We start from the raw sequence: 20,394 nt of genomic DNA on the forward strand, positions 1-20,394 counted from the left end.
TTTTGCGTCTGGGAAAGATGTCGCGACGGCGGCCCGTCCAATGGCAAGGCCACGAGCGTGGGCGACGGCATCGAAACGGATGGCCGGGGAACGTTACGCAAGCTCGATCACCGGTTTCTGGGCAACGGTTTTGCTTTGAAGCGGCTGCGCCGGTCCGGCGTCCTTTGACTTCCGTTTTTCCACCGCCTCGGCAACGATTGCGCGCATGCGCTCGGCGAGCACGCGAACATAAGGATCGAGCACCATGCTGTCGTGATCTCCCGGCACCTCGGAGACACTGAGTTGCACGACATGCTCGCTCCAGCCGTTGTCGGAGAGCAGGATATCGCGGTTCTCCTTGAGGCAGCGTCCGCCGCTGAGCCGGTAGAAGATGGCGGGCTTCGGTCGGAACAGCGTCACCGCTCCGGCATAGGGTTTCACCTGGTATTGATGAGCCGCCCGCCTGAACGCCACCTCGATCTTCTCGTTATTGAAATGCTCCGTCGGGCCGGCCTGATGCTCCGCCTCCTGCTTGGCGCGGCCGTTCATCTTGTCGTGCAGACGGTCCTGGAGATACTTGGCGAGATAATTGGCTTTATGCCGGCGGATATCCTGCAGTTTCATGGTGATACGGTCGCGCAGATCCAGCCCCGGTCGCCGCGGCAGCGGCGTGTCCAGCATCAACACATGGGAAACCTCTTCTCCCGCCTCCTGAAGTTGTCGGGCCATTTCGAAGGCGGTTATGCCGCCACCCGAATAGCCGGCGAGAAGATAGGGTCCGCCGGGCTGCACCGTGCGGATTTCGGCGATGTAATCGGCAGCCATCTCTTCGAACGTCGCGTGCGGTTCGTGGTCACCGTAAAGTCCGCGGGCCTGCAATCCATAGACTGGCCTGTCCGCCCCCATGGTCATAGCCAGATGGCGAAGGTTCAGGACATTACCGAACATGCCGGCGCAGATGAACAGCGGGGTTGCTTTTGCATTCTTACCGGGGTTCATCAGTACCAGATGAACCGGCTTTGCCGTCGTCGTCGGCAGGCTCCCCGCGAGCTCGGATCCTGCGGCTTCGCCTCCATCCGGCAGTTCCACAGCGATGCGCTCCGCACATTGGACAATCGTCGGCGCCTCGAACAGCGTCGAGATCGGCAGGTCGAGCGCGTATTGCTTCTTGATCATCCGAAACAGTCGAACTGCAATCAGCGAATGCCCGCCCATGTCGAAGAAACTGTCGTGGATGCCGACCTTGGCGATGCCGAGGAGCTCCCGCCAATAGCCGGCCAGCGTTTCCTCGATCGGGTTGCGGGGCTCGACGAACTCGCTTTCGAGGTCCGGCCTCTCGAAATTGTCCCCAGACGGCGTCGCGGTTTCGGCAGAGGCCGCGATCCATTCGCGCAGAGTTTCGAGATCGATCGAACTGATGATCGGCTGAGGTTCGGAAGTGGCGAGCGCGCGTTGCAGCGCCGAAAAACCCTCCAACGGAAGAATGCCGTTGCGCACCTGGGTGCCGAGCTTCAGCATCGCCGGAGACAGGGGGGCATGTTTCGGTTTCGCAGCAGCCGATGCATCCGCCTGGGGTGCGAGACCGAGCGCAAGATCGTTCTCCAGCCTGCGCATGACGAATTTTTCGGCTTCGAAGACAACATTGCCGCCGGGGTCAGTAATCGTCACGTCGAAGGCCGCATAACCCTCGCCGAAATCGTTGCTGTCGGCGAGCCTGACGATGCTGATGATTTCGGCCGGCAGCGGCTCGTGAAGGACCACCCGGCCATAGGTTGCCGGCGCCCAAAGCGAGGTCTCGGCGTCGTAGTCTTTGGCAAGTTCCATGGCAAAGCCGGTCGCAATGTCGAGCAGGCCCGGGTGCAGCAGAACGCCTTTCGAAAGATCATCCGCATATGAGGGGTCCAGTTTCAGCTCCGCAATCGCCTTGCCGCCACCGATTGCCATGGAGCGCAGCACCGACCAGCGGGGGCCGAAGCGAATATGCTTCTCCTGGACAGCACGAAGCGCGCTGCCGCCTCCAGCGATCCGTGTCTCGTCACACGAAGAGGCTATAGTGGCGATGTCGACGGTTTCGCGTCTCTGTTGCGGCTGCGGCTTGAGGACGGCTTCGGCGTGCTTGACGAACAGCGCATCTTCGCCATCCGCCGGGCCTGCCAGAACCACGACACGAAAAAGCTCCGCCACCGGCTCCAGCCGGACGCGAACGGCTTTCATCTCTCCGTCGCTAAAGACAAGCGGTCTCAGAAATACGAGGTCCGCCACTTCCGCTGCAAACGGAAGTCCGTATTCCCGAGACGCCTGTGTAATCAGTTCCAGATAGCCGGTACCCGGCATGACGGCCTGGCCGGACAGAAGACGATGCTCGTCGAGCATCCATTCCGTCTCGGGGCTGACCAGCGCCTCGAGCCAGGGCAATCCCGTCTCGTCCTCTTTCCAGTGATGGAAGAACGGACCCGCTGCCGGGCCGGCAACCGGCCTGATCCATCCGCCGCCTTCCGACGCGCCAAGCGCTCGTGCCGCAAGACCGACTTCGTTCCAGACGCCCCAGTGCAGCGCGACGGTCGCCCGGTCGGTGCGATGGGAGCGGCTCTGCGCGAAGGCATTGAGATAGGCGTTTGCGGCGACGTAATCGACCTGTCCCGCCCGCACCACGTCGGTGCTGGTGGAGGAGAACATCAGGAAGAAATCGAGCGTCACGTTTTCGAATGCCGCATCCAGGACGGTCGTACCGAGGACTTTCGGCGTCAGCACCGTGTCGATGCTGTCGCGCGTCTTGGTCTGGATCAGGCCGTCATCGACCGCGCCGGCCGCATGGAAGACGCCGTTGATTTCCCCGAAACGGGAAAGCGACGTCTCGACCGCCCGGCTCATCTGCTCCGGATTACTGACATCGCCGACGAGATAAAGGACCTCGGCTCCCTTGTCTTCGAGCCCCCGGATCGCCGAAATCGCGCGCCGTACTCCGTCATGGCCGTGGGTGCGATCGTAGAATTCCCAGTTTTCCCGCGGCGGCAGGACCAGGCGGCCGACAAGCACGATCCGTGCACGGAACCGGCTGGCGAGCTCGTCCGCAAGTGCGAGAGCGACATCGCTCAAACCGCCGGAGAAGAAATAGACGCCACCTTCGCGCAGTTTCGCCTGCTCGGATGACACTTCTTTTAATGGCAGCCGCTGATGGATCTGCGACCAGCGCCGCCCCTTACGCAGCGCCACCACTTCTGATCCCGGCTTCGCGTGCAGATCTTCCCAGAGCTGCTCGGTCAATGGCGCCAGGTCCACGGCATCCTTTTTCTCCGCCGAACGAGCAAAAGCGAAACGCTTGCTGTTCCGCTCAGCCTTGGACGGCAGATCGATATCGATCACCTTGACCGTCGCACCGCTCATTTCTTTCGGTAGCACTAGGCCGGGACCGAGAACGGTCGCCTTTTCGGGATAGGGGAAGGGCTCGCCCGAAACCTGCTGCATACCGTTGGTGATAACGGTGAAATGTATGTCCGGAACGCTGGCGGCATCCCCCAGAGCCTGGGCGAGATGCAGCATGCTGTCGAAGCCGCACTCCTGGTTCCGATGGAAGAAGTTCGAACCCGGCCGGAAGGTTTCCGCCTGGGTCAGAAGCCACATATGCACGATCCGCGACGGCAGTCCGCCATCGCCGACAAGTCCCGCAACAAGGGCGTCGTATCCCGCACGCCCCAGTTCCGGGCAGAGCATATAATCCTCGGCGCTACGGCGAATGAAAGCATCGCCCAGCGACACCGTCACGACGCGGTGTCCTGCCGTCCTCAGCGCATCGACCAGCCGCGCGCCGACGCCGGTATCATCGAGGAAGAACAGCCAGGATTGCGCCTCTTTCTCGGCACCGAGTTCGTGATCCGCAAGCGTCTGCTTCCAGGAGGGACGATAACCCCAGCGTGCGATATCCGGTTCCTTCGAAAGGACAGGCTCGGCGCTTTTGCCTCTCTCATTCGCTCCGGCACGGTCTATAAAGAAGCGCTTGTGCTGGAATGGATAGGCAGGCAGCCGGACCCGGCGCGGCGAACGGCCCTGCCACAGGCGGTCGATATCGACTTCAAGGCCGGTCGCCCAGGCCCGTCCCACGGCCGAGAGGAAATAAAGCCGATCATCGCCGGCCTCATCCGGATGCGGCAGGCTGTTGATCACCTGGTTTGCGGGGATCGACCCTTGCACCTTCGTCAGTGACGACAGAACCCGCCCGGGGCCGACCTCGATATAGATCCGTCCGGGTTCGGCCGAAAGCGCGGCCATGCCGTGCGCGAAATGGACGGTCGAACGAAGGTGGCCAACCCAGTACATCGGATCCGTCGCCTCTTCGGCGCTGAGCGGCAGGCCTGTACGATTCGACAGGATCGGAATTGCCGGCGCGCGAAGGGTTATACCGCGCAGAAAAGTCTCGAAGGCTTTGAGAATGGGCGTGACCAGCCGCGAATGCGCGGCGATGTTGATCGGCACGCGCGTCGCGTCGATGCCCTGCCCCGCCAGAAACTCCCGGAAGAGGTCGAGATCCTCGTTGAGGCCGGACACGACGCAAAGCGACGGCGCATTGACCGAAGCAATATCGAGCGATGACGGCAGCAGTTCGGAAAGCCGGTCGTGATCGAGCGGCACGCTCATCATGCCGCTCGGCTGGATCGTCTCGAACAGTTTCCCGCGCAGGTGCACGAGATTGACGGCGTCCTTGAAGGACATCACGCCGGCAACGCAGGCCGCGGCGTTCTCGCCCATGGAATGACCGATCAGCGCCTTCGGCTTCACACCCCAATCCATCCAGAGGCGGGCCAAACCGATTTCGGTGATCAGGATGGCCGGAAGCTGGAGCGACGGGCGGAGAAAGGCTTTTGCGGTCGCGGCCGTATTTTCCCCGAGCCAGGTGGCGCGGATCTCCTTTGCCGCATCGCTCGGTAGATGGGAAAGCCCCTCTTCGACGATCAGCCGGAATGTCTGGTCCTCCTCGTAGAGCCGCTTGGCCATGCCGACATATTGCGCGCCGCCGCCCGGAAACAGGAAAATAGCACCGGCGTTGTTCGGCACCGGCTGATGAACGAACCCGCGGCCGCCGGGGTTCGCGAGGACCGCGACGGCGTCCTCACGGCCACGGACGGCGACCACCATGCGATGGTCGAAATGTTTGCGGCCGTGCTGCAGCGTAAAGCTGACGTCGTCAAGCGAAAGGCCGGGCTGGTTTGACATCGCCAAACCGAGCCGCTCGGCCGCCTGGTCGATCGTCTTGCGCTGGCGGGCCGAAAGGAACAGCAGCATCGGATCGCAATCGGCACCGGCCTGCACGTCACCTTTGACCACATCCGGCACATAGCGGGTCGGCGCCTGCTCGATGATGGCATGCGCGTTGGTGCCGCCGACGCCGAGCGAGTTGACGGCCGCCCGGCGAGGGCCCGGCGCATGCGGCCATTTCACCAGCTTGTTGTTGACCCGGAACGGGCTCTTTTCGAAATCGATCGAGGGATTGGGGCGCTCGAAACCGAGCGTCGGCGGAATTTCGCCCTCGTTGACGGCAAGCGTCGCCTTGATGAGGCCAACGACGCCCGCTGCGGTATCGAGATGGCCGATATTCGATTTGACCGACCCGACATGGCAGAAGCCGGTCCGGTCGGTGCTCTGCCTGAAGGCCGCCGTCAGCGCCTCGATCTCGATCGGATCGCCGAGGAACGTACCGGTGCCATGGCACTCGATGTATTGAATAGTGTCGGCATCGACGCCTGCGAGCCCTTGAGCCTCCAGAACCGCCTCGGCCTGTCCGCTGACGCTCGGCGCCAGATAGCCCGCCTTGCTGCCGCCGTCATTGTTGACGGCCGTGCCCTTGATCACGGCATGGATCACATCGCCGTCGCGGAGCGCATCCGAAAGCCGGCGCAGCACGACCACTCCGACACCGCTGCCGAAAACAGTCCCGGCGGCGCGATGATCGAAGGGCCGGCAATGCCCGTCGGGCGACAGGATCTCACCTTCCTGGAACGTGTATCCGCGCCGATGCGGGAACTCGATCGTCACCCCGCCGGCAAGCGCCATGTCGCACTCGCCTGAAATCAGGCTCTGGCAGGCGTAATGCACCGCGACCAGCGACGTCGAGCAGGCGGTCTGGACGTTGACGCTCGGACCGCGCAGGTCGAACGTGAAGGAGGCGCGAGTCGCCAGGAAATCCTTGTCGTTGCCGGTATGGCGCAACAGAAACATGCCCACCTGATCGATCAGGTTGCGATTGCTGCAGACGTTGAAATAGAAGTAGCTGCCCATGCCGCAGCCGGCGAAGATACCGACCGGGCCGGGCTGATTGTTCGGCGTCCGGCCGGCATCCTCCATGGCTTCCCAGGCACATTCCAGGAAATGGCGGTGCTGGGGATCCATGATCGCCGCCTCCTTCGGGTTCAGACCGAAGAATTCCGCGTCGAACATTTCCATATCGGGAAGATCGGCGCCGCGTGGAACGTAGTTGGGATGATGGAGCCGCTCGGGATCTTCGCCTTCGGCGATCAGGTCCTCCGGCGAAAACGTGCGGACGGACTCGACGCCGTCTCGCAGGTTCTGCCAGAATTCCGAAACATTGCGCGCACCCGGCACTCTCAAAGCCATGCCGACGATCGCAATATCGCCGGCACTGACCTGGTTAGACCCCTCAAGCATCGATACCGTCCCAACCCGCGGAGGTCGGCCCGATGACATCACCCCAATGAGCCATTGGCCTCGTTCCGCTTCCATTGAAAAACCGCGAGCGCAAACCCGCATTCTCAATGTGCTTCCAGCTAAGAAGCAATCGCAATTACTCCTTTGGAAACCATCATCATCCGTATGGGGGAGAGGCAGGTAAGGCCCGCGATTCAGGCTTAGCCGCGATCATCCGCATGGGTGGTGAGGCGCATGTTGAGTTTTATACCGCCCCCCGTTTCTATCGAAGTGCCTGGAACAGCAACGAGTGGGGACAAGCTTTATGGGCGAATTGAAGTGTGTTTTGATCGGTGGCGGACTATTGCTGGTTCAATGCGCTGAAATTCTGCGGGGGCGCGGACACAAGATCCAGGCCATAGCGACCTCCAATGGATCGGTTCGAAACTGGGCGATGGCCCAGGACATTCCGGTCATAACACCCGAAGGCGATTACGCCGCCCAGCTGACGCAATATGACTACGACTGGCTGTTCAGCATCGCCAACCTGAAAATGGTCCCGGATGCGATCTGGCAGCACGCGCGCATCGGCGCCACCAATTTTCATGACGGCTTGCTGCCGGACATGGCCGGTCTCAACACACCCGCCTGGGCAATCCTCGAAGGTCACGAGCGGCACGGCATCACCTGGCACGCGATCACCGAAGGGATCGATGAAGGCGATATCTATGCGCAGCAGCATTTCGAGATCAGCGCGGACGAGACGGCACTGACCCTGAACACGAAATGCTTTGAAGCAGGGATCGCGACTTTCTCCGAGATGCTCGGCGACATCGAGCGCGGCACCCTGATCCCCCGCCGCCAGGATTTCGCAACTCGCGCCTATTACGGACAGCTCAAGCGTCCTCCGGCCGCCGGCACCCTCGATTTCACCGCTTCGGCAAACGAACTTTCGCGCCTGGTGCGCGGCCTGGATTTCGGTGCGACTTATCTCAACCCACTGGCAACGCCAAAGGTCCAGTTCGGCAGCGACGTCTTCACCGTCAGAAACCTTCGCGTCCTCGACGGCGAGTTGAACGGCGAACCCGGCCTGGTCCTGTCGGTCGGCGCCCATGGCGTGACGGTCGGCACCGCGGACATGCCGGTCCTGCTCGAAGCCATCCGCAAGGACGGCGCCAGGCAAATCACCCTTTCCGCGGTGCTGCGTCCGGGCGACCGGCTGCCGCTTATGAACGGCCGCGAGAAGGACACGTTATCGCAAGCGGTTTCCACTCTTGCGCGACATGAAGGCTTCTTCCGCCGCGCGTTCGAAACCAGCACCGATATCACGCTACCCTATGTAAAAGCGCCAGAAGCCGGCCAGCTACCGGATATTCGCACCATCCCCCTGCCCTTTGCCGGGCAGCTTTCGCGGCAGGAACGGGTCGCGCTGACAGCAGCCTTCCTGAACCGCCTTTCCGGTCAGCCGACGTTCGACCTCGCTTATACGAACGACAGGCTGATAGACCTTAGCGCCCGCCACCCCGGCTATTTCGCCAAGTCCATTCCGCTGCGGATTGACGCCGCGGGGCAGGTCTCGATCGAGGACCTGCTCGGACATGTCGAGCGGTCGCTGAAGGTGCTGGACGAACGCCAGGGTTATTGCCGCGATCTTGTCGACCGTTATCCCGGCCTGACCGCGCCTGAGCTGACAATCGGTATCGCGGACATCTCCAATCCGGCGCTCACCGATGAAATCGACGGCTGCGCCTTGACCTTCCGGCTCGGCGAGACGAGGGCCGATCTCGTCTACGATCGGGCGCGCGTCGATGAACGGCAGGCCCAGGATTTGGCGACGGCATTTGCGATCCTGGCCTCGGCGTTCGAGGACCGCGCCACGCTGCTGCAGGACTTGCCCCTGATGTCGAATGCCGACAGGAACATGGTCCTCTTCGACTGGAACCGGACTGAGCGGGAATATGATACCGCCGCCTGCGTCCATCAGCTTATCGAGCGCCAGGTCGACCGGACGCCGGATGCCGAAGCCCTGGCATTCCACGGCCGTTCCCTTTCTTATCGCGAGATGGACGAACGGGCGAACCGCATCGCGCAAGCGTTGGTCGCTCAGGGAGTCGGCCCGGACGTCACTGTTGGCCTGTACCTGCCGCGTTCGCTCGACCTTGTCGTCGGAGCGCTTGCGATCATGAAGGCGGGCGGGGCCTATATCCCGCTCGACCCGCATTTTCCAGCCGATCGCCTCGCATTCATGATCAAGGACAGCGGCGCCAAACTGGTTCTGACCGAGCGACGGCTGGCAAAATCCGAGACGCTTGATGGCATCGATTTCCTGTGTGTCGAGGATGTCCTTCGAAGCCAGGCCGCAGCCGATCGCCCGGCAACCGACGTTGCTTCCAGCAATCTCGCCTATGTCATCTATACGTCGGGCTCGACTGGCCTGCCGAAGGGCGTGATGCTCGAGCATCGCAACGTGGTCAACTTCTTCGTCGGCATGGACGAGCGGGTGCCGCGCGCGGCCGATCGCCGCAATGTCTGGCTGGCCGTCACCAGCCTCTCTTTCGATATTTCCGTTCTGGAACTTTTCTGGACCCTTGCCCGCGGCTTCAAGGTCGTCATCCATTCCTCCGAAGTCATCGAAGCCAAGGCAAAGGGCGCGTCTTCCGCCGGGAGAGGCACCCATCTGGATTTCGGCCTCTTCTACTGGGGCAATGACGGCGGAGCTGGTCCGGACAAATACCGCCTGCTGATCGAAGGCGCGAAATTTGCCGATGCCAACGGATTCGATTCCGTCTGGACGCCGGAGCGCCATTTCCACGCCTTCGGTGGCCCCTATCCGAACCCGGCCGTTACCGGAGCGGCGGTCGCGGCGGTCACCAAAAACCTTTCGATCCGCGCCGGCAGTTGCGTTTTGCCGCTCCATCATCCGGCGCGCGTCGCCGAGGAATGGGCAGTCATCGACAATCTCAGCAATGGGCGCGTCGCACTTGCCTTCGCCTCCGGCTGGATGCCGGAGGACTTCGTGTTGCGGCCCGAAAACGCACCGCCGAAAAACAAGGCGAGCCTGACCCGCGACATCGAGGTCGTCCGCAAATTGTGGCGTGGCGACAGCGTCGATTTCGATTTCGGCGCCGGCACGGTCGCAGTCGTGACCCAGCCGCGGCCGGTCCAGAAGGAACTCCCTGTCTGGCTAACCACCGCCGGCAATCCGGAAAGCTATCGGGAAGCCGCTCGGCTCGGCGCCAACGTGCTCACCCACTTGCTCGGCCAGTCGGTCGACGAGCTTGCGGAAAAAATCCGAATCTATCGGCAGACGCTCACCGAGACCGGCCGCGACCCCGCCGATTACAAAGTCACGCTAATGCTGCACACCCTGATCGGCGAAGATCGCAACGAGGTGCGGGATCTGGCGCGCGGGCCAATGAAGGAATACCTGCGCAGCGCAGCCGCTCTCATCAAGCAATATGCCTGGGCGTTTCCGGCTTTCAAGAAGCCACAGGGCATCGCCCAGCCGATGGATATCGACCTCCAGTCGCTCGCGCCCGAGGAGATGGATGCCATCCTGGAATTCGCCTTCCTGCGTTATTTCGAAGACAGCGGCCTGTTCGGCACGGTCGAGGATGCGCTGGAAAGGGTGGATCAGGTCAAGGCGGCCGGCGTCGACGACATTGCATGCCTCATCGATTTCGGCCTGGCCGACGATATCGTCATGGAAAGGCTGCCGCTGTTGGCCGAAGTGGTCAAGACGAGCAAGAATCCCGTCAGCGAAGAGACCGGAGACGGTTTTGCAGAAGAGATCCGCAAGCATCGGGTTACCCATCTGCAATGCACGCCCTCGATGGCCCGCATGTTCATGATGATCGACGAGGACCGCGCAGCACTCAGCGACGTCAGGCATCTCTTCCTCGGCGGCGAGGCGCTGCAGGGGTCGCTTCTGGCAGCCCTGCGAACCGTCACCGACGCGACGATCGAAAACATGTACGGCCCGACCGAGACGACGATCTGGTCTTCGACATTCACCGCCGGCCCATCGACTGGCGTCGTGCCGATCGGTCATCCGATCGCCAATACCCAACTCTATGTGCTCGACAACGCCTTCAATCCGGTGCCGCCCGGCGATGTCGGCGAACTCTATATCGGTGGCGATGGCGTCGCCCGCGGATATCACAACCGCGAACAGCTCACCAAAGAACGCTTCCTGCCGAACCCGTTCATGGAAGGCCGGATTTACCGGACCGGCGACCTCGCGCGCTTCGACAGGAACGGCGTCCTGCATTTCCTCGGCCGTACCGATCACCAGGTAAAGATCCGCGGCCATCGCATCGAGCTCGGCGAGATCGAAGCGCGGATCGGCACATTCGCCGGCATCCGCGAGGCGGTCGTGGTCGCTCGCAAGGACAACCCCGGCGACGTGCGCCTGGTGGCTTATATTCGGACGGACGGCACGGCAGTTTCCGAACAGGAACTTCGTGCCTATATCGCCGAGGCCCTGCCCGATGCGATGATACCTTCCCATTTCGTGACGATGGAGGCCTTCCCGCTGACGCCGAACGCCAAGGTGGATCGCAACAAGCTGCCGGCTCCGACGGAAAAGGTCCAGTCCACGCCCGCGACGTTCATAGAACCGTCCAACAGTCTGCAGCGCGACATCGGCGAGGTCTTCAGCCGCGCACTTGGGCTCGAAAAGGTCGGCATCTTCGACAACTTCTTTGCACTCGGAGGACATTCGCTGCTCGCCGTGCAGGTTCATCGCGAGATGAAGGCGAAGCTGGCGCCGGAGCTGACGATCACCGACCTCTTCCGTTTCCCGACGGTTGCCCTTCTGGCCGACCATATCGCCGGCAAGGGTAAGGCCGATATCCAGCTGAGCAGGGTGGCCGAGCGAGCCGCATTGCGCCGCAATGCGATGGAACGGCGCCCGACGCTGGTCCGCGTGGAAACGAAGGTCTAGCTATGCTGCTGGAAGGCATATTCGACCCTTCCGTGTCGGTTGCCGAATCCGACCTGTTCGGCGACGTTTCGAAACTCTATCCCGAAGAGAGAACGGCGATCGCCACGGCGGTGAAGAGCCGGCAGCAGGAGTTCACCGCCGGCCGCACCTGCGCCCGGCGGGCCATGGGCCATCTGGGCCTGCCGGATATGGCCATCCCCGTGGGGTCCGATCGTGCGCCGATCTGGCCGGCCGGCATTGCCGGAAGCATCAGCCATTCCACCACCCGCTGTGTCGCCGCCATCGGCCGCCATTCGGACGGCATCAAGGCTCTCGGCCTTGATCTGGAGGAAGCGACACCGCTCGACGACACCTATGCGCAGGAGATCTGCACCCCGCGCGAGCGGCAATGGCTCAACCGCCAGCAATGGGGCACTCGCGGCCGGTTGGTGAAGGCGATCTTCAGCGCCAAGGAATGCACCTACAAGTGCCAGTACGGCCTGACGCGCACGATGTTCGGTTTCGAGGCCATCCGCATCGAATTGAACCTCGCCGACGGGCACTTCGCCGCTTATTTCGAGATCGATGTCCCGCCCTTCAGGACTGGTGACCGGCTTGTGGGACGGATCAGGCTGCGGGACGGATATGTCGTCGCCGGCATGATCATCCGCTGAAGCATTCAGCCGTAGCCCTGGCGATCTCGCAGCCGAGCGAGCTGAAGGCGAGGAAGGCGAGGGCAGATCGTACCCGGAGCCTGTCCTGAGCCTGGGCCAGGCCGCCAATAACCAAGAAGAACGTACTTCTAGCCCATTTCACTATGAGGCAGCCGGCCAGAAGTCGGTGGCGGCATTTTGCGTAGCCGGCTGCATTCACTCGATCAATAACCATTTTGGCACGAAGAACAGGCTTCAATTGACCCACCTGCCATCAAATGGGCGTAGATAGGTTCGACCTGATCCTACCTGCCCCAAAATAGGATGAGCCCGCGCTCACTCGAACTGTGTAGCGTGGTCAGCTTAGAACGCTCGGCCCTCCCGTTATGATTGACTCCTTGAGACGCTATCGTCGGAGGGAAGTCATGCAACAGGACATACTGGTCGCCGCAGCATTGTTATTGTCCGTCGTTGTCCTTGTTCCGACTGTCTTTTTCGCGATTGAATGCCTCGCGGGAAGCATCGGCCGGCAGAGCACACCGCCTCGTCAGAACGGCCGACGACCGCAAGTCGCGGTTCTTGTCCCGGCGCACAACGAAGAGCTTCAGATCATCGGCACCCTGCAGAGCATCCAAAGCCAGATGCGCGATGGCGATCGGCTGGTCGTCGTGGCGGACAACTGCAACGATCTCACCGCCTCGCTGGCGCGCGAAGCGGGCGCAGATGTCATCGTGCGGTTCGATCCGCTTCGCCGCGGCAAGGGATACGCCCTCGACGCCGGCGTCAGGTACCTCGGCCTGCTGCCGCCGGACGTGGTCGTCATTGTCGACGCCGATTGCTGGCTGGAACCGGGCGCGCTCGATAACCTCGCCCTCATGGCTGCGGCAACGAACGGACCTGTGCAGTCCCGCTATCTGATGTTCGCGCCGCCGGACGCAAGCATCAATCTCGCGGTTTCCGAATTCGCATTTCTTCTGAAGAACCGGATCCGGCTTCTTGGACTGGCAAAACTCGGGCTTCCTGCGCAATTGACCGGCTCGGGCATGGCATTTCCCTGGGCCGTCCTGCGTGACGCCGCACTTGCGAACGGCGATCTGGTCGAAGACATGAAGCTTGGGCTGGACCTCGCGCGGATCGGCCAGGCTCCGCTTTTTTGCGATGCCGCAGCCGTAAGCAGCAGGTTTCCGTATTCGAAGAAAGGCCTCGAAACACAAGCCTCCCGATGGAACGCGGGCCGCTTGGCGTTAGCGGCACACCTTTTCTCGGCCTTGCTTGACGTCAACACGTTGCGGAACAGGGCCTATCTGGCTCTCGTCGTTGATGCGCTCATACCGCCGCTGACATTGCTGGCAGCGCTTCTCCTGCTCTCACTGTTTCCGGCAGTCCTCCTCGCGACTTCGGGAATTGCGATCGCGCCGTTGGCTATCTCGATCATCAGCATCCTGGCTTTCGATATCGCGCTGTCGGTAGCCTGGTGGCGTCACGGCAGACGCGCGCTTCCCATGCATGCCATGGCTGACATCCCGGGATACATCTTCAAGAAACTGAGACTCTATCCGCGCCATGTCATCGAAGCCGGCGGGGCGACCTGGATCAGAACTGATCGAACCAGGATTCACTGATCCGGGGCGAAAGGGGCATTCCCCTTTCGGAGAACCGGCTCAGGACGCGGGATCCGGGACGGCCTTGGCCTCCGTCAGGTTCGTCTTTGTCGCTGAGAGTTTCTGAGCAATATGCTCTGCAACACGCAAGGCGTTCGCGGCGACCGTCAGGCTTGGATTGGCCCCTCCACTGGTCGGAAAGAACGAAGCATCGACGACATAGAGATTGTTCAGGTCGTGCACGCGGTTGTTGGTATCCAATACCGCAGTAGAGGGATCCGAACCAAACCGGCATGTGCCACAGGCATGGCCGTAGTTGAGGTTGACTTCGGAACCGAGCATCATCATCCGGTGCCACTTGAATGCTTTCCGGTATAGTTTGCGGAAGGCCTGCATTCGTTGGCGCAACTCGGTATGAATGGTATATTCGAAATACATTCTAGCCGGATCTTCCGGATCGGGCCTGACGCGATTTTCGGGATAAGGCAGATCCTCGAGGATAGAGGTGAATATCGTCGCATTGCCTGAGATAAGGGCGCCGATCATCGCCGGGATGCGCAACAAGGGCTTCAGCGGCTTCAGCCAGATCCAGCCATTCCGGTCGATCAACGATTTCAGGAAGTGAAGCACGTTGTTGGCGGTCGCCGTCAGACCCGTGGACTGGATGACGCCCAGCTTGAGGCCTTGATATTCGTAGAAATCGCGAAGACCGATAGCCTTTCCCGGCTCTGAAACACGGGTTCTGCCGCGAGGCCAGACAGCGAAGAAATCAGACGCGTGGAACATCAGATTGCGCCCCACGAGATCCGACGTGTTGGCAAGGCCGTTCGGCCAGAACTCGTTCGTGGAATTAAGAAGCAGCAAGGGCGTTGAAAGCGCGCCGGCGGCGAGCACATAGAGCTTTGCGACGATCGCCAGCTCGTTCCCGTTCTTCCGGCAAGACAATTGCGTGACCGCCTGGTCATCGGCCGAGATCTTTTCCACACTGCACTGATCGATGATCATCGCATTGCCCGTCGCGAGCGCCGGCTCGACGAATGCCCGCCGTGCGTCCTGCTTGCAGGACTTGTGACAGATGAAGCCGCCGCATTGGCTACATCCGTCGATATATCGACAGGCCGTGTGAACCCGATAGGGATGCATTCCATTCGACTGCGCGGAGTCGAAAAAGTGCTGGTCGCATCGGGTCATGGCGGGAGGCTCGATGACATTAGATTGCGGCTGCAGCGGGTCCTGGCTGCCGCGTACGTGCAGAAGGCCTTCCGCCTTGCGGTAAAAAGGCTCCAGATTTTCGTAACCGATCGGCCAGGCCGACCTGCCGGACTTGTCGACGATTTTGAAGTCGCTTGGGGAAAACCGTTCGAGCGCTGCAGCATAGATGAGCGTCGAACCGCCGACGCCGCAACCGAGTGCAGGAAAGAAGCGCACGGGATGGGCATCCACCGTGCCGGAAATCTGCTGCGGCCACCGGCCATTTCTCAGGCGTTTCGTTTCATCCGGACTGTCAGGATCATCAGCTTCATCCTGCGGGAACTCAGCCAGACCTTTTTCGATGAAAAGGACGCGATATCCGGCGGTTGCCAAAGCGTATCCCATTGCCGCCCCGCCCATTCCGGCGCCGACGATGGCAACGTCCCATTCAAATTCCATCCACACCCCCAACTGAAAACAAAGGGCTGTTGCGATTAGCCTTCAGCCGGCAGGACCCCTCCGGCGGCTGAGCCCCGATATCCAAAATTGCTGCTAATGTTCATTTTCATCGGCAGAGCAAGACAGTCCCGCCTTCTCGTTCGAAATATAAAATTGATCTATACCATTTAACTTAAGTCAAAATAAAATTACCTCGGAAATCTCGAAGGCAGATTCAACCTTATAGAGGAAAGATTGTATTCAATCGGCCCAGCAACAAAAGTAGGTAATAGGGAGATCATTCTTAGGAGGTAGGCTGGATACATTGTGCCCACCCTCTCCTCGGCTATACTCTTATCGCTGGTAGGGGTTTTTTAACGATGATCACACCATTCGAGCCGAAGATTGGAAATGATTACATCTCGTATGAGCAGAAGTCTCAACGCGGGGGGCCTGAATATCATGTTATCGCCTATGTGGCTGCCGCGGCCGACTTCATCTATCTTCTCGGAGCGACCGGCGTCGGCTTCACGGGCTATCAATATGTCGTTTTCGGATCTGCGCCCGATCCGTCGCTTTTTATCGGGATCGGCCTGGTTCTATCAACGATCTTCGTACTCGCAATGCACAGCGCCCAGGCCTACAGCCCGGAGAGCATTCAGCTCCTGCGGCCACAAATCCGGCTGATCTGCATTCTGATTCCAAGCGCTCTCGCTTTCCTGCTGACGGTCATTTTCTTTTTGAAAATCGGCACGACCTTCTCGCGCGGAGCGATCTTGATGACAGCTGTCATCTCTCTGTCCGGGCTGATCTGTACCCGCCTGTTCTGGCACTGGTATCTGCCGTCGGCAGCGGCTGCGGCGTCCTTCAAGATGAAACGGATACTCCTGATCTGCCATGAGGAGTTTTCGGCGGAACACTGGCAGCATAAGGCGGCCGCAAGCGGTATGACACTCGTGCAGGTCCTCCGCCTCTCGGATGAAAATCTGCTGCCCGTGAACGCCCTGCAGAGACTGAGGCTGAGTGAGACCGATAATATCGATGAAGTATTCATCATCTGGCGGGACCCGAACGTCTCCAAGCTCGAATTCTACCTCGGAGAACTCAGGCGCTCTGCATCGCCGGTCAACGTCATCTTCGATGGCGTCGTCGGCCGGCTTACCAGCGCTCCGGCCCGCAAGATCGGCGGCATGACAGCATTCCAGACGCAGCGGCCGCCGCTGAACCTCTACGAACGCGGTACCAAGCGCGCGTTCGACATCATCTTCTCGCTATTGGCCATCCTCTCGCTGTTTCCGCTGTTGCTCGTCGTGGCGATCGCCATCAAATGCGATTCCAGGGGTCCGATTCTGTTCAGGCAGGTCCGCAAAGGATATGGCGGCCGCTCGTTCCGAATTTTGAAGTTCCGCAGCATGACCGTCATGGAAGATACTGCTGATATTCGCCAGGCTACCAGGAACGACCCCCGCGTCACGAGGATGGGGGCCATCATCCGCGCTTCGAGTATCGATGAGTTGCCGCAGCTCTGGAACGTCCTCCGAGGCGAGATGTCGATCGTCGGCCCCCGTCCGCACGCGCTCGCCCACGACGAACTTTATGATGCACAGATCGCCAAATATGCCTTCAGGCGGCATGTCAAACCCGGGCTGACCGGCTGGGCTCAGATCAACAATTGCCGCGGCGAGACGCCGAATATCGAGAAGATGGAAGAACGGATATTCCACGACCTCTGGTACATCAACAACTGGTCGTTCTGGCTCGATATGAAGATCATCGTCCGCACCGCAATCGAGATCTGCGATTTCGGCAAGGTCTACTGATTCACTGCAAGACCGGAAGGCTTTAAGCCGATGGCAGCACCGGGATGTGGGTGACATCCCGCATCCCGGCGGCCTCGATGAGGACTTCGCAGGGCGGTGCGTGGCTGATGAAATGGATTGGGCTGGCCGTCAGCCCGTAGGCGCCGCTGTTATGCACGGCAATGAGATCACCCTCTTCGATCCGCGGAAGCATCGCCCCGACGGCGAGCCGGTCGATCGAGGTGCAAAGCGGGCCGACGAGATTGACTTTTTCCGGTTCACCCTGCCCACCGACCTTGTGCATCGTATAGTTCCGATGCATCACCATTCCGAAATGACCGGAAGCCGGCAGGTGATTGTTCATGCCGCCATCGCAGATACCGATCCGCACGCCGCGTGATTCCTTGACCGAAATGACGCGCGTCAGAAAATATCCGGCCTCACCGACAAGATAGCGCCCAAGTTCGAGCACCAGCCGGGTCGCGGTAAATTGCGGCAACGCCTTGAGACCATCGAGATCCGCCGCGATGCCGGCAGCGACGGCAGTCAGGTCGAGCGGCAGATCGCCGTCATGATAGGGAATTCCGAGCCCGGAACCGAACACCAGTTTTTCCGGCTGCGGAATGTAAGCTTCGCAGACCTCCCGGAAAATGCCGATGAAGTTGCGATAGTTCTCGCAGATAGCTTCGGGCTTCAGGCATTGCGTGCCGGAATAGATGTGCAACCCGACGATCTTGAGATTGGGCAGGGCTGCGATCTCAGGCATGTCTCTCGCAACATCTTCCCAGTCGATGCCGAAGGCCGAAGGCCGCCCGGCCATCTGATCGCCAAACCCTTTGGGAACCGTGGTCGGAGCAATGCGGACGAGGACATGTTGGATACGCCCGAGTTCGGCGGCGATGGAATTGGCAAGTACAGCCTCGCGCACCGATTCCAGGATCAGTTCGCCAATGTCGCCTTCGATCGCCTCCCGGATTTCGAACTGCCGTTTTCCCGGACCTGTGAAACTGATGCGCGCGGCTTCCCATCCCGCTGCAAGAGCTGTCCTGAACTCGCCGATGGAGGAGACGTCGAGATATTCAGCCTGTCCCCTCATCAGGGAAAGCAATGCCGGATTGGGATTGCTCTTCGCGGCAAAGCTCAGCGCAAAACGCCCCTCGAAAGCTTGCCTCAGGAGCGCTGCCCGGCTTTCGATCGCCGACGCGAGATAAACATAGGAGGGGGTTCCGAATGATGCCGCCGCAGTCTGCAGCCAGACATCGAGCGCCGAAGAGTGGTTCATCAGGCGCTGGCTTCGGCAAAACGGATGATCCGGGACGGCGTATCGAAATTCTCGAGCGTCACGTCCTCGGCGCGGATGGCAAGGCCCGTCGTCTGCTCGACAAAGGCCAGCAGGTTCACCATCGAGACGGAATCGAGAAGCCCCGAGGAGAACAGTTCGCTCTCGCTGTCCGCATGGGCGATATTCAGGGATTCCCGCAGGTAACCAATCAATTTTCCATGGGTAAGGCTCATTGCAAGTTCTCCCTCGTTTCGGTCACTTTGACTGGGACTGCCGGCGGAGGCGCACTGAGGACAATTTCCCCGCCTTGCATGCACTCGCGGGAAAGGCGCACCACATCCGGTCGCGCCAGTTTGCCGCTCGACGTCCGGGGCATTCCTTCCGCCCACACATGGAACTGGCGCGGCACCATATAGGACGGCATCGCGCGCCGGCAGTAACGCAGCAAGGCTTCCTCATCGAACTCGCCGATCGGCGTTATCGCCACATGCACGGTTTGCCCCAGTTCCTCGTCGTCGACACCGAAGGCGACTGCTTCCGCCACCACGCCGCTGCGGCAGACGAGATCCTCGATCTCATCGGGACTGACGCGGAAGCCGCTGGTCTTGATCATCGCGTCGTTACGGCCGATGAACCACAGGTCGCCATCGGCATCGATCCTGACGATATCGCCGCTATAGACGACCGGTTCGTCGCCGATCAGGTGCCAGAGCTCCGGACACGGCCTGATCTTCTGCTCCGTTATTTCGGGCTTGCCCCAATATCCAAGGCTCACAAGCGGGCCGCGGTGAACCAGTTCGCCCTGCTCGCCAGGATAGGCAATGCCTTCGCCATGCTTGATGACATAGACTTCGGCGCCGGGGATCGCCTGGCCGATCGCGCCCATCTTGCGGGTAAATTTTTGCGGCGAAAGATAAGTGGAGCGAAAAGCCTCGGTCAGCCCGTACATCAGGTAGACATCCGCATCCGGGAAAACTCGCGGTATCTGCTCCAGGATATTGAGCGAAATCTTGCCGCCGGAATTGGTGATCCGCCTGAGCGCAGGAAATTCCACGGGGTTGTCTTTCAGCAGCCGCACGATCTGGCTCCAAAGCGGCGGCACGGCGGCGACGCCGGTCACCCGATGCCGCTGCATCGCCAGCACGATTTCAGTCGCCATCGGCACCGCCTGATGAACAACCGTGCCGCCCATCAGCATCATCGTCGTCAGCTGGTTCAGGCCATAGTCGAAGCTGTAGGGCAGGACGCTGAGCAGCCGATCGTCCTCCCTGAGGCCCAGATAGCGCGACACGGACCGGGCGCCGGCAACGATGTTACGATGGGTCAGCATCACGCCCTTCGGCATGCCCGTCGAACCGGATGTGTAGATGATCATTGCAAGTTCTGTGTCGAGGCGCGCAATTTCGTCGCCGGAAAAGTCTTCCGGAAGATGATCCCAAACATCGAATATGGTGTCGGCCGGCAATTTGCCTTTGACCAGGACATTGTCGACCGTGTCGGGTAGTTTGCGTGCGCCAAGCGCCTCGGCGACCCTTGCCTCGACGATCAGCAGGCGTGCGCCGCAGTCGTTGGCGACATATTCGAGCTGCTCGACCGTCCATTGCGTGTTGACGTTGACGATCACTCCACCGACCTTGGCGATGGCGAACATGGCGGTGACTTCTGCGATGCTCTTGCGCAGGTGCACGATCACCCGGTCGCCCGGCCGGATATTGCGGCTCTGAAGATAGCCCGCCAGCCGATCCACCTCGGCCACCACAGCGGCATAGCTCGCTGCACGATGACCGTCGATGATCGCCGGCTTGCCCGGCCTTGCATCAAGGTTGTCAGCCAGAAGCTGATAGAAGTTGGTGGTCAACGCGTTCATGGCAAACTCCTCCAGCGATGGGTG

At 60.8% G+C, this 20,394-nt stretch carries 9 protein-coding genes; 4 read left to right on the top strand and 5 right to left on the bottom strand.

The window, feature by feature from the left end; genetic code table 11:
• Positions 1 to 93: 93 nt before the first annotated feature.
• On the bottom strand, positions 94 to 6,636 hold the full coding sequence (locus ACZ9IU_RS19395; RefSeq protein ID WP_038545996.1) for a type I polyketide synthase: 6,543 nt from the start codon (positions 6,634 to 6,636) through the stop codon (positions 94 to 96).
• 433 nt (positions 6,637 to 7,069) lie between these two features.
• Here ACZ9IU_RS19395 and ACZ9IU_RS19400 point away from each other — a divergent pair, with 433 nt between their 5' ends.
• From ACZ9IU_RS19400 to ACZ9IU_RS19410, 3 genes are all read left to right on the top strand, one after another.
• Positions 7,070 to 11,560, top strand: a complete 4,491-nt coding sequence (locus tag ACZ9IU_RS19400; RefSeq protein ID WP_244447440.1) for a MupA/Atu3671 family FMN-dependent luciferase-like monooxygenase — start codon at positions 7,070 to 7,072, stop codon at positions 11,558 to 11,560.
• Between the two features lie 2 nt (positions 11,561 to 11,562).
• On the top strand, positions 11,563 to 12,213 hold the full coding sequence (locus ACZ9IU_RS19405; protein ID WP_038546001.1) for a 4'-phosphopantetheinyl transferase family protein: 651 nt from the start codon (positions 11,563 to 11,565) through the stop codon (positions 12,211 to 12,213).
• A 404-nt stretch (positions 12,214 to 12,617) separates the two neighbouring features.
• Positions 12,618 to 13,814, top strand: coding sequence for a glycosyltransferase family 2 protein (locus ACZ9IU_RS19410; protein WP_038546007.1), 1,197 nt, complete (start codon positions 12,618 to 12,620; stop codon positions 13,812 to 13,814).
• 39 nt (positions 13,815 to 13,853) lie between these two features.
• On the opposite strand, the gene ACZ9IU_RS19415 is transcribed toward ACZ9IU_RS19410, so the two are convergent.
• A complete protein-coding gene (locus ACZ9IU_RS19415; RefSeq protein WP_038546010.1) occupies positions 13,854 to 15,443 on the bottom strand; it encodes a GMC family oxidoreductase in 1,590 nt (529 codons plus the stop codon).
• Positions 15,444 to 15,802: 359 nt separating this feature from the next.
• On the opposite strand from ACZ9IU_RS19415, the gene ACZ9IU_RS19420 reads away from it, so the two are divergent.
• Positions 15,803 to 17,242: an exopolysaccharide biosynthesis polyprenyl glycosylphosphotransferase gene (locus ACZ9IU_RS19420; protein WP_038546013.1), complete on the top strand. Its 1,440-nt coding sequence runs from the start codon at positions 15,803 to 15,805 to the stop codon at positions 17,240 to 17,242.
• A gap of 22 nt (positions 17,243 to 17,264) precedes the next feature.
• Here the strand turns inward: ACZ9IU_RS19420 and ACZ9IU_RS19425 are convergent, their stop codons facing one another.
• The 3 genes from ACZ9IU_RS19425 to ACZ9IU_RS19435 are packed head-to-tail and all read right to left on the bottom strand — an operon-like array spanning position 17,265 to position 20,370.
• The gene (locus tag ACZ9IU_RS19425; protein ID WP_038546016.1) at positions 17,265 to 18,503 is read right to left on the bottom strand and encodes a type III PLP-dependent enzyme; all 1,239 of its coding nucleotides are present in this window, start codon (positions 18,501 to 18,503) and stop codon (positions 17,265 to 17,267) included.
• A complete protein-coding gene (locus ACZ9IU_RS19430; RefSeq protein ID WP_038546019.1) occupies positions 18,503 to 18,736 on the bottom strand; it encodes a phosphopantetheine-binding protein in 234 nt (77 codons plus the stop codon). Before ACZ9IU_RS19430 ends, ACZ9IU_RS19425 begins: the two co-directional genes overlap by 1 nt.
• Entirely contained in the window at positions 18,733 to 20,370 is a 1,638-nt protein-coding gene (locus ACZ9IU_RS19435) for an AMP-binding protein (RefSeq protein WP_038546022.1), read from the bottom strand. Before ACZ9IU_RS19435 ends, ACZ9IU_RS19430 begins: the two co-directional genes overlap by 4 nt.
• Between the last annotated feature and the right edge of the window lie 24 nt (positions 20,371 to 20,394).

The sequence above is a fragment of the Mesorhizobium sp. USDA 4132 genome (genome assembly GCF_056279545.1).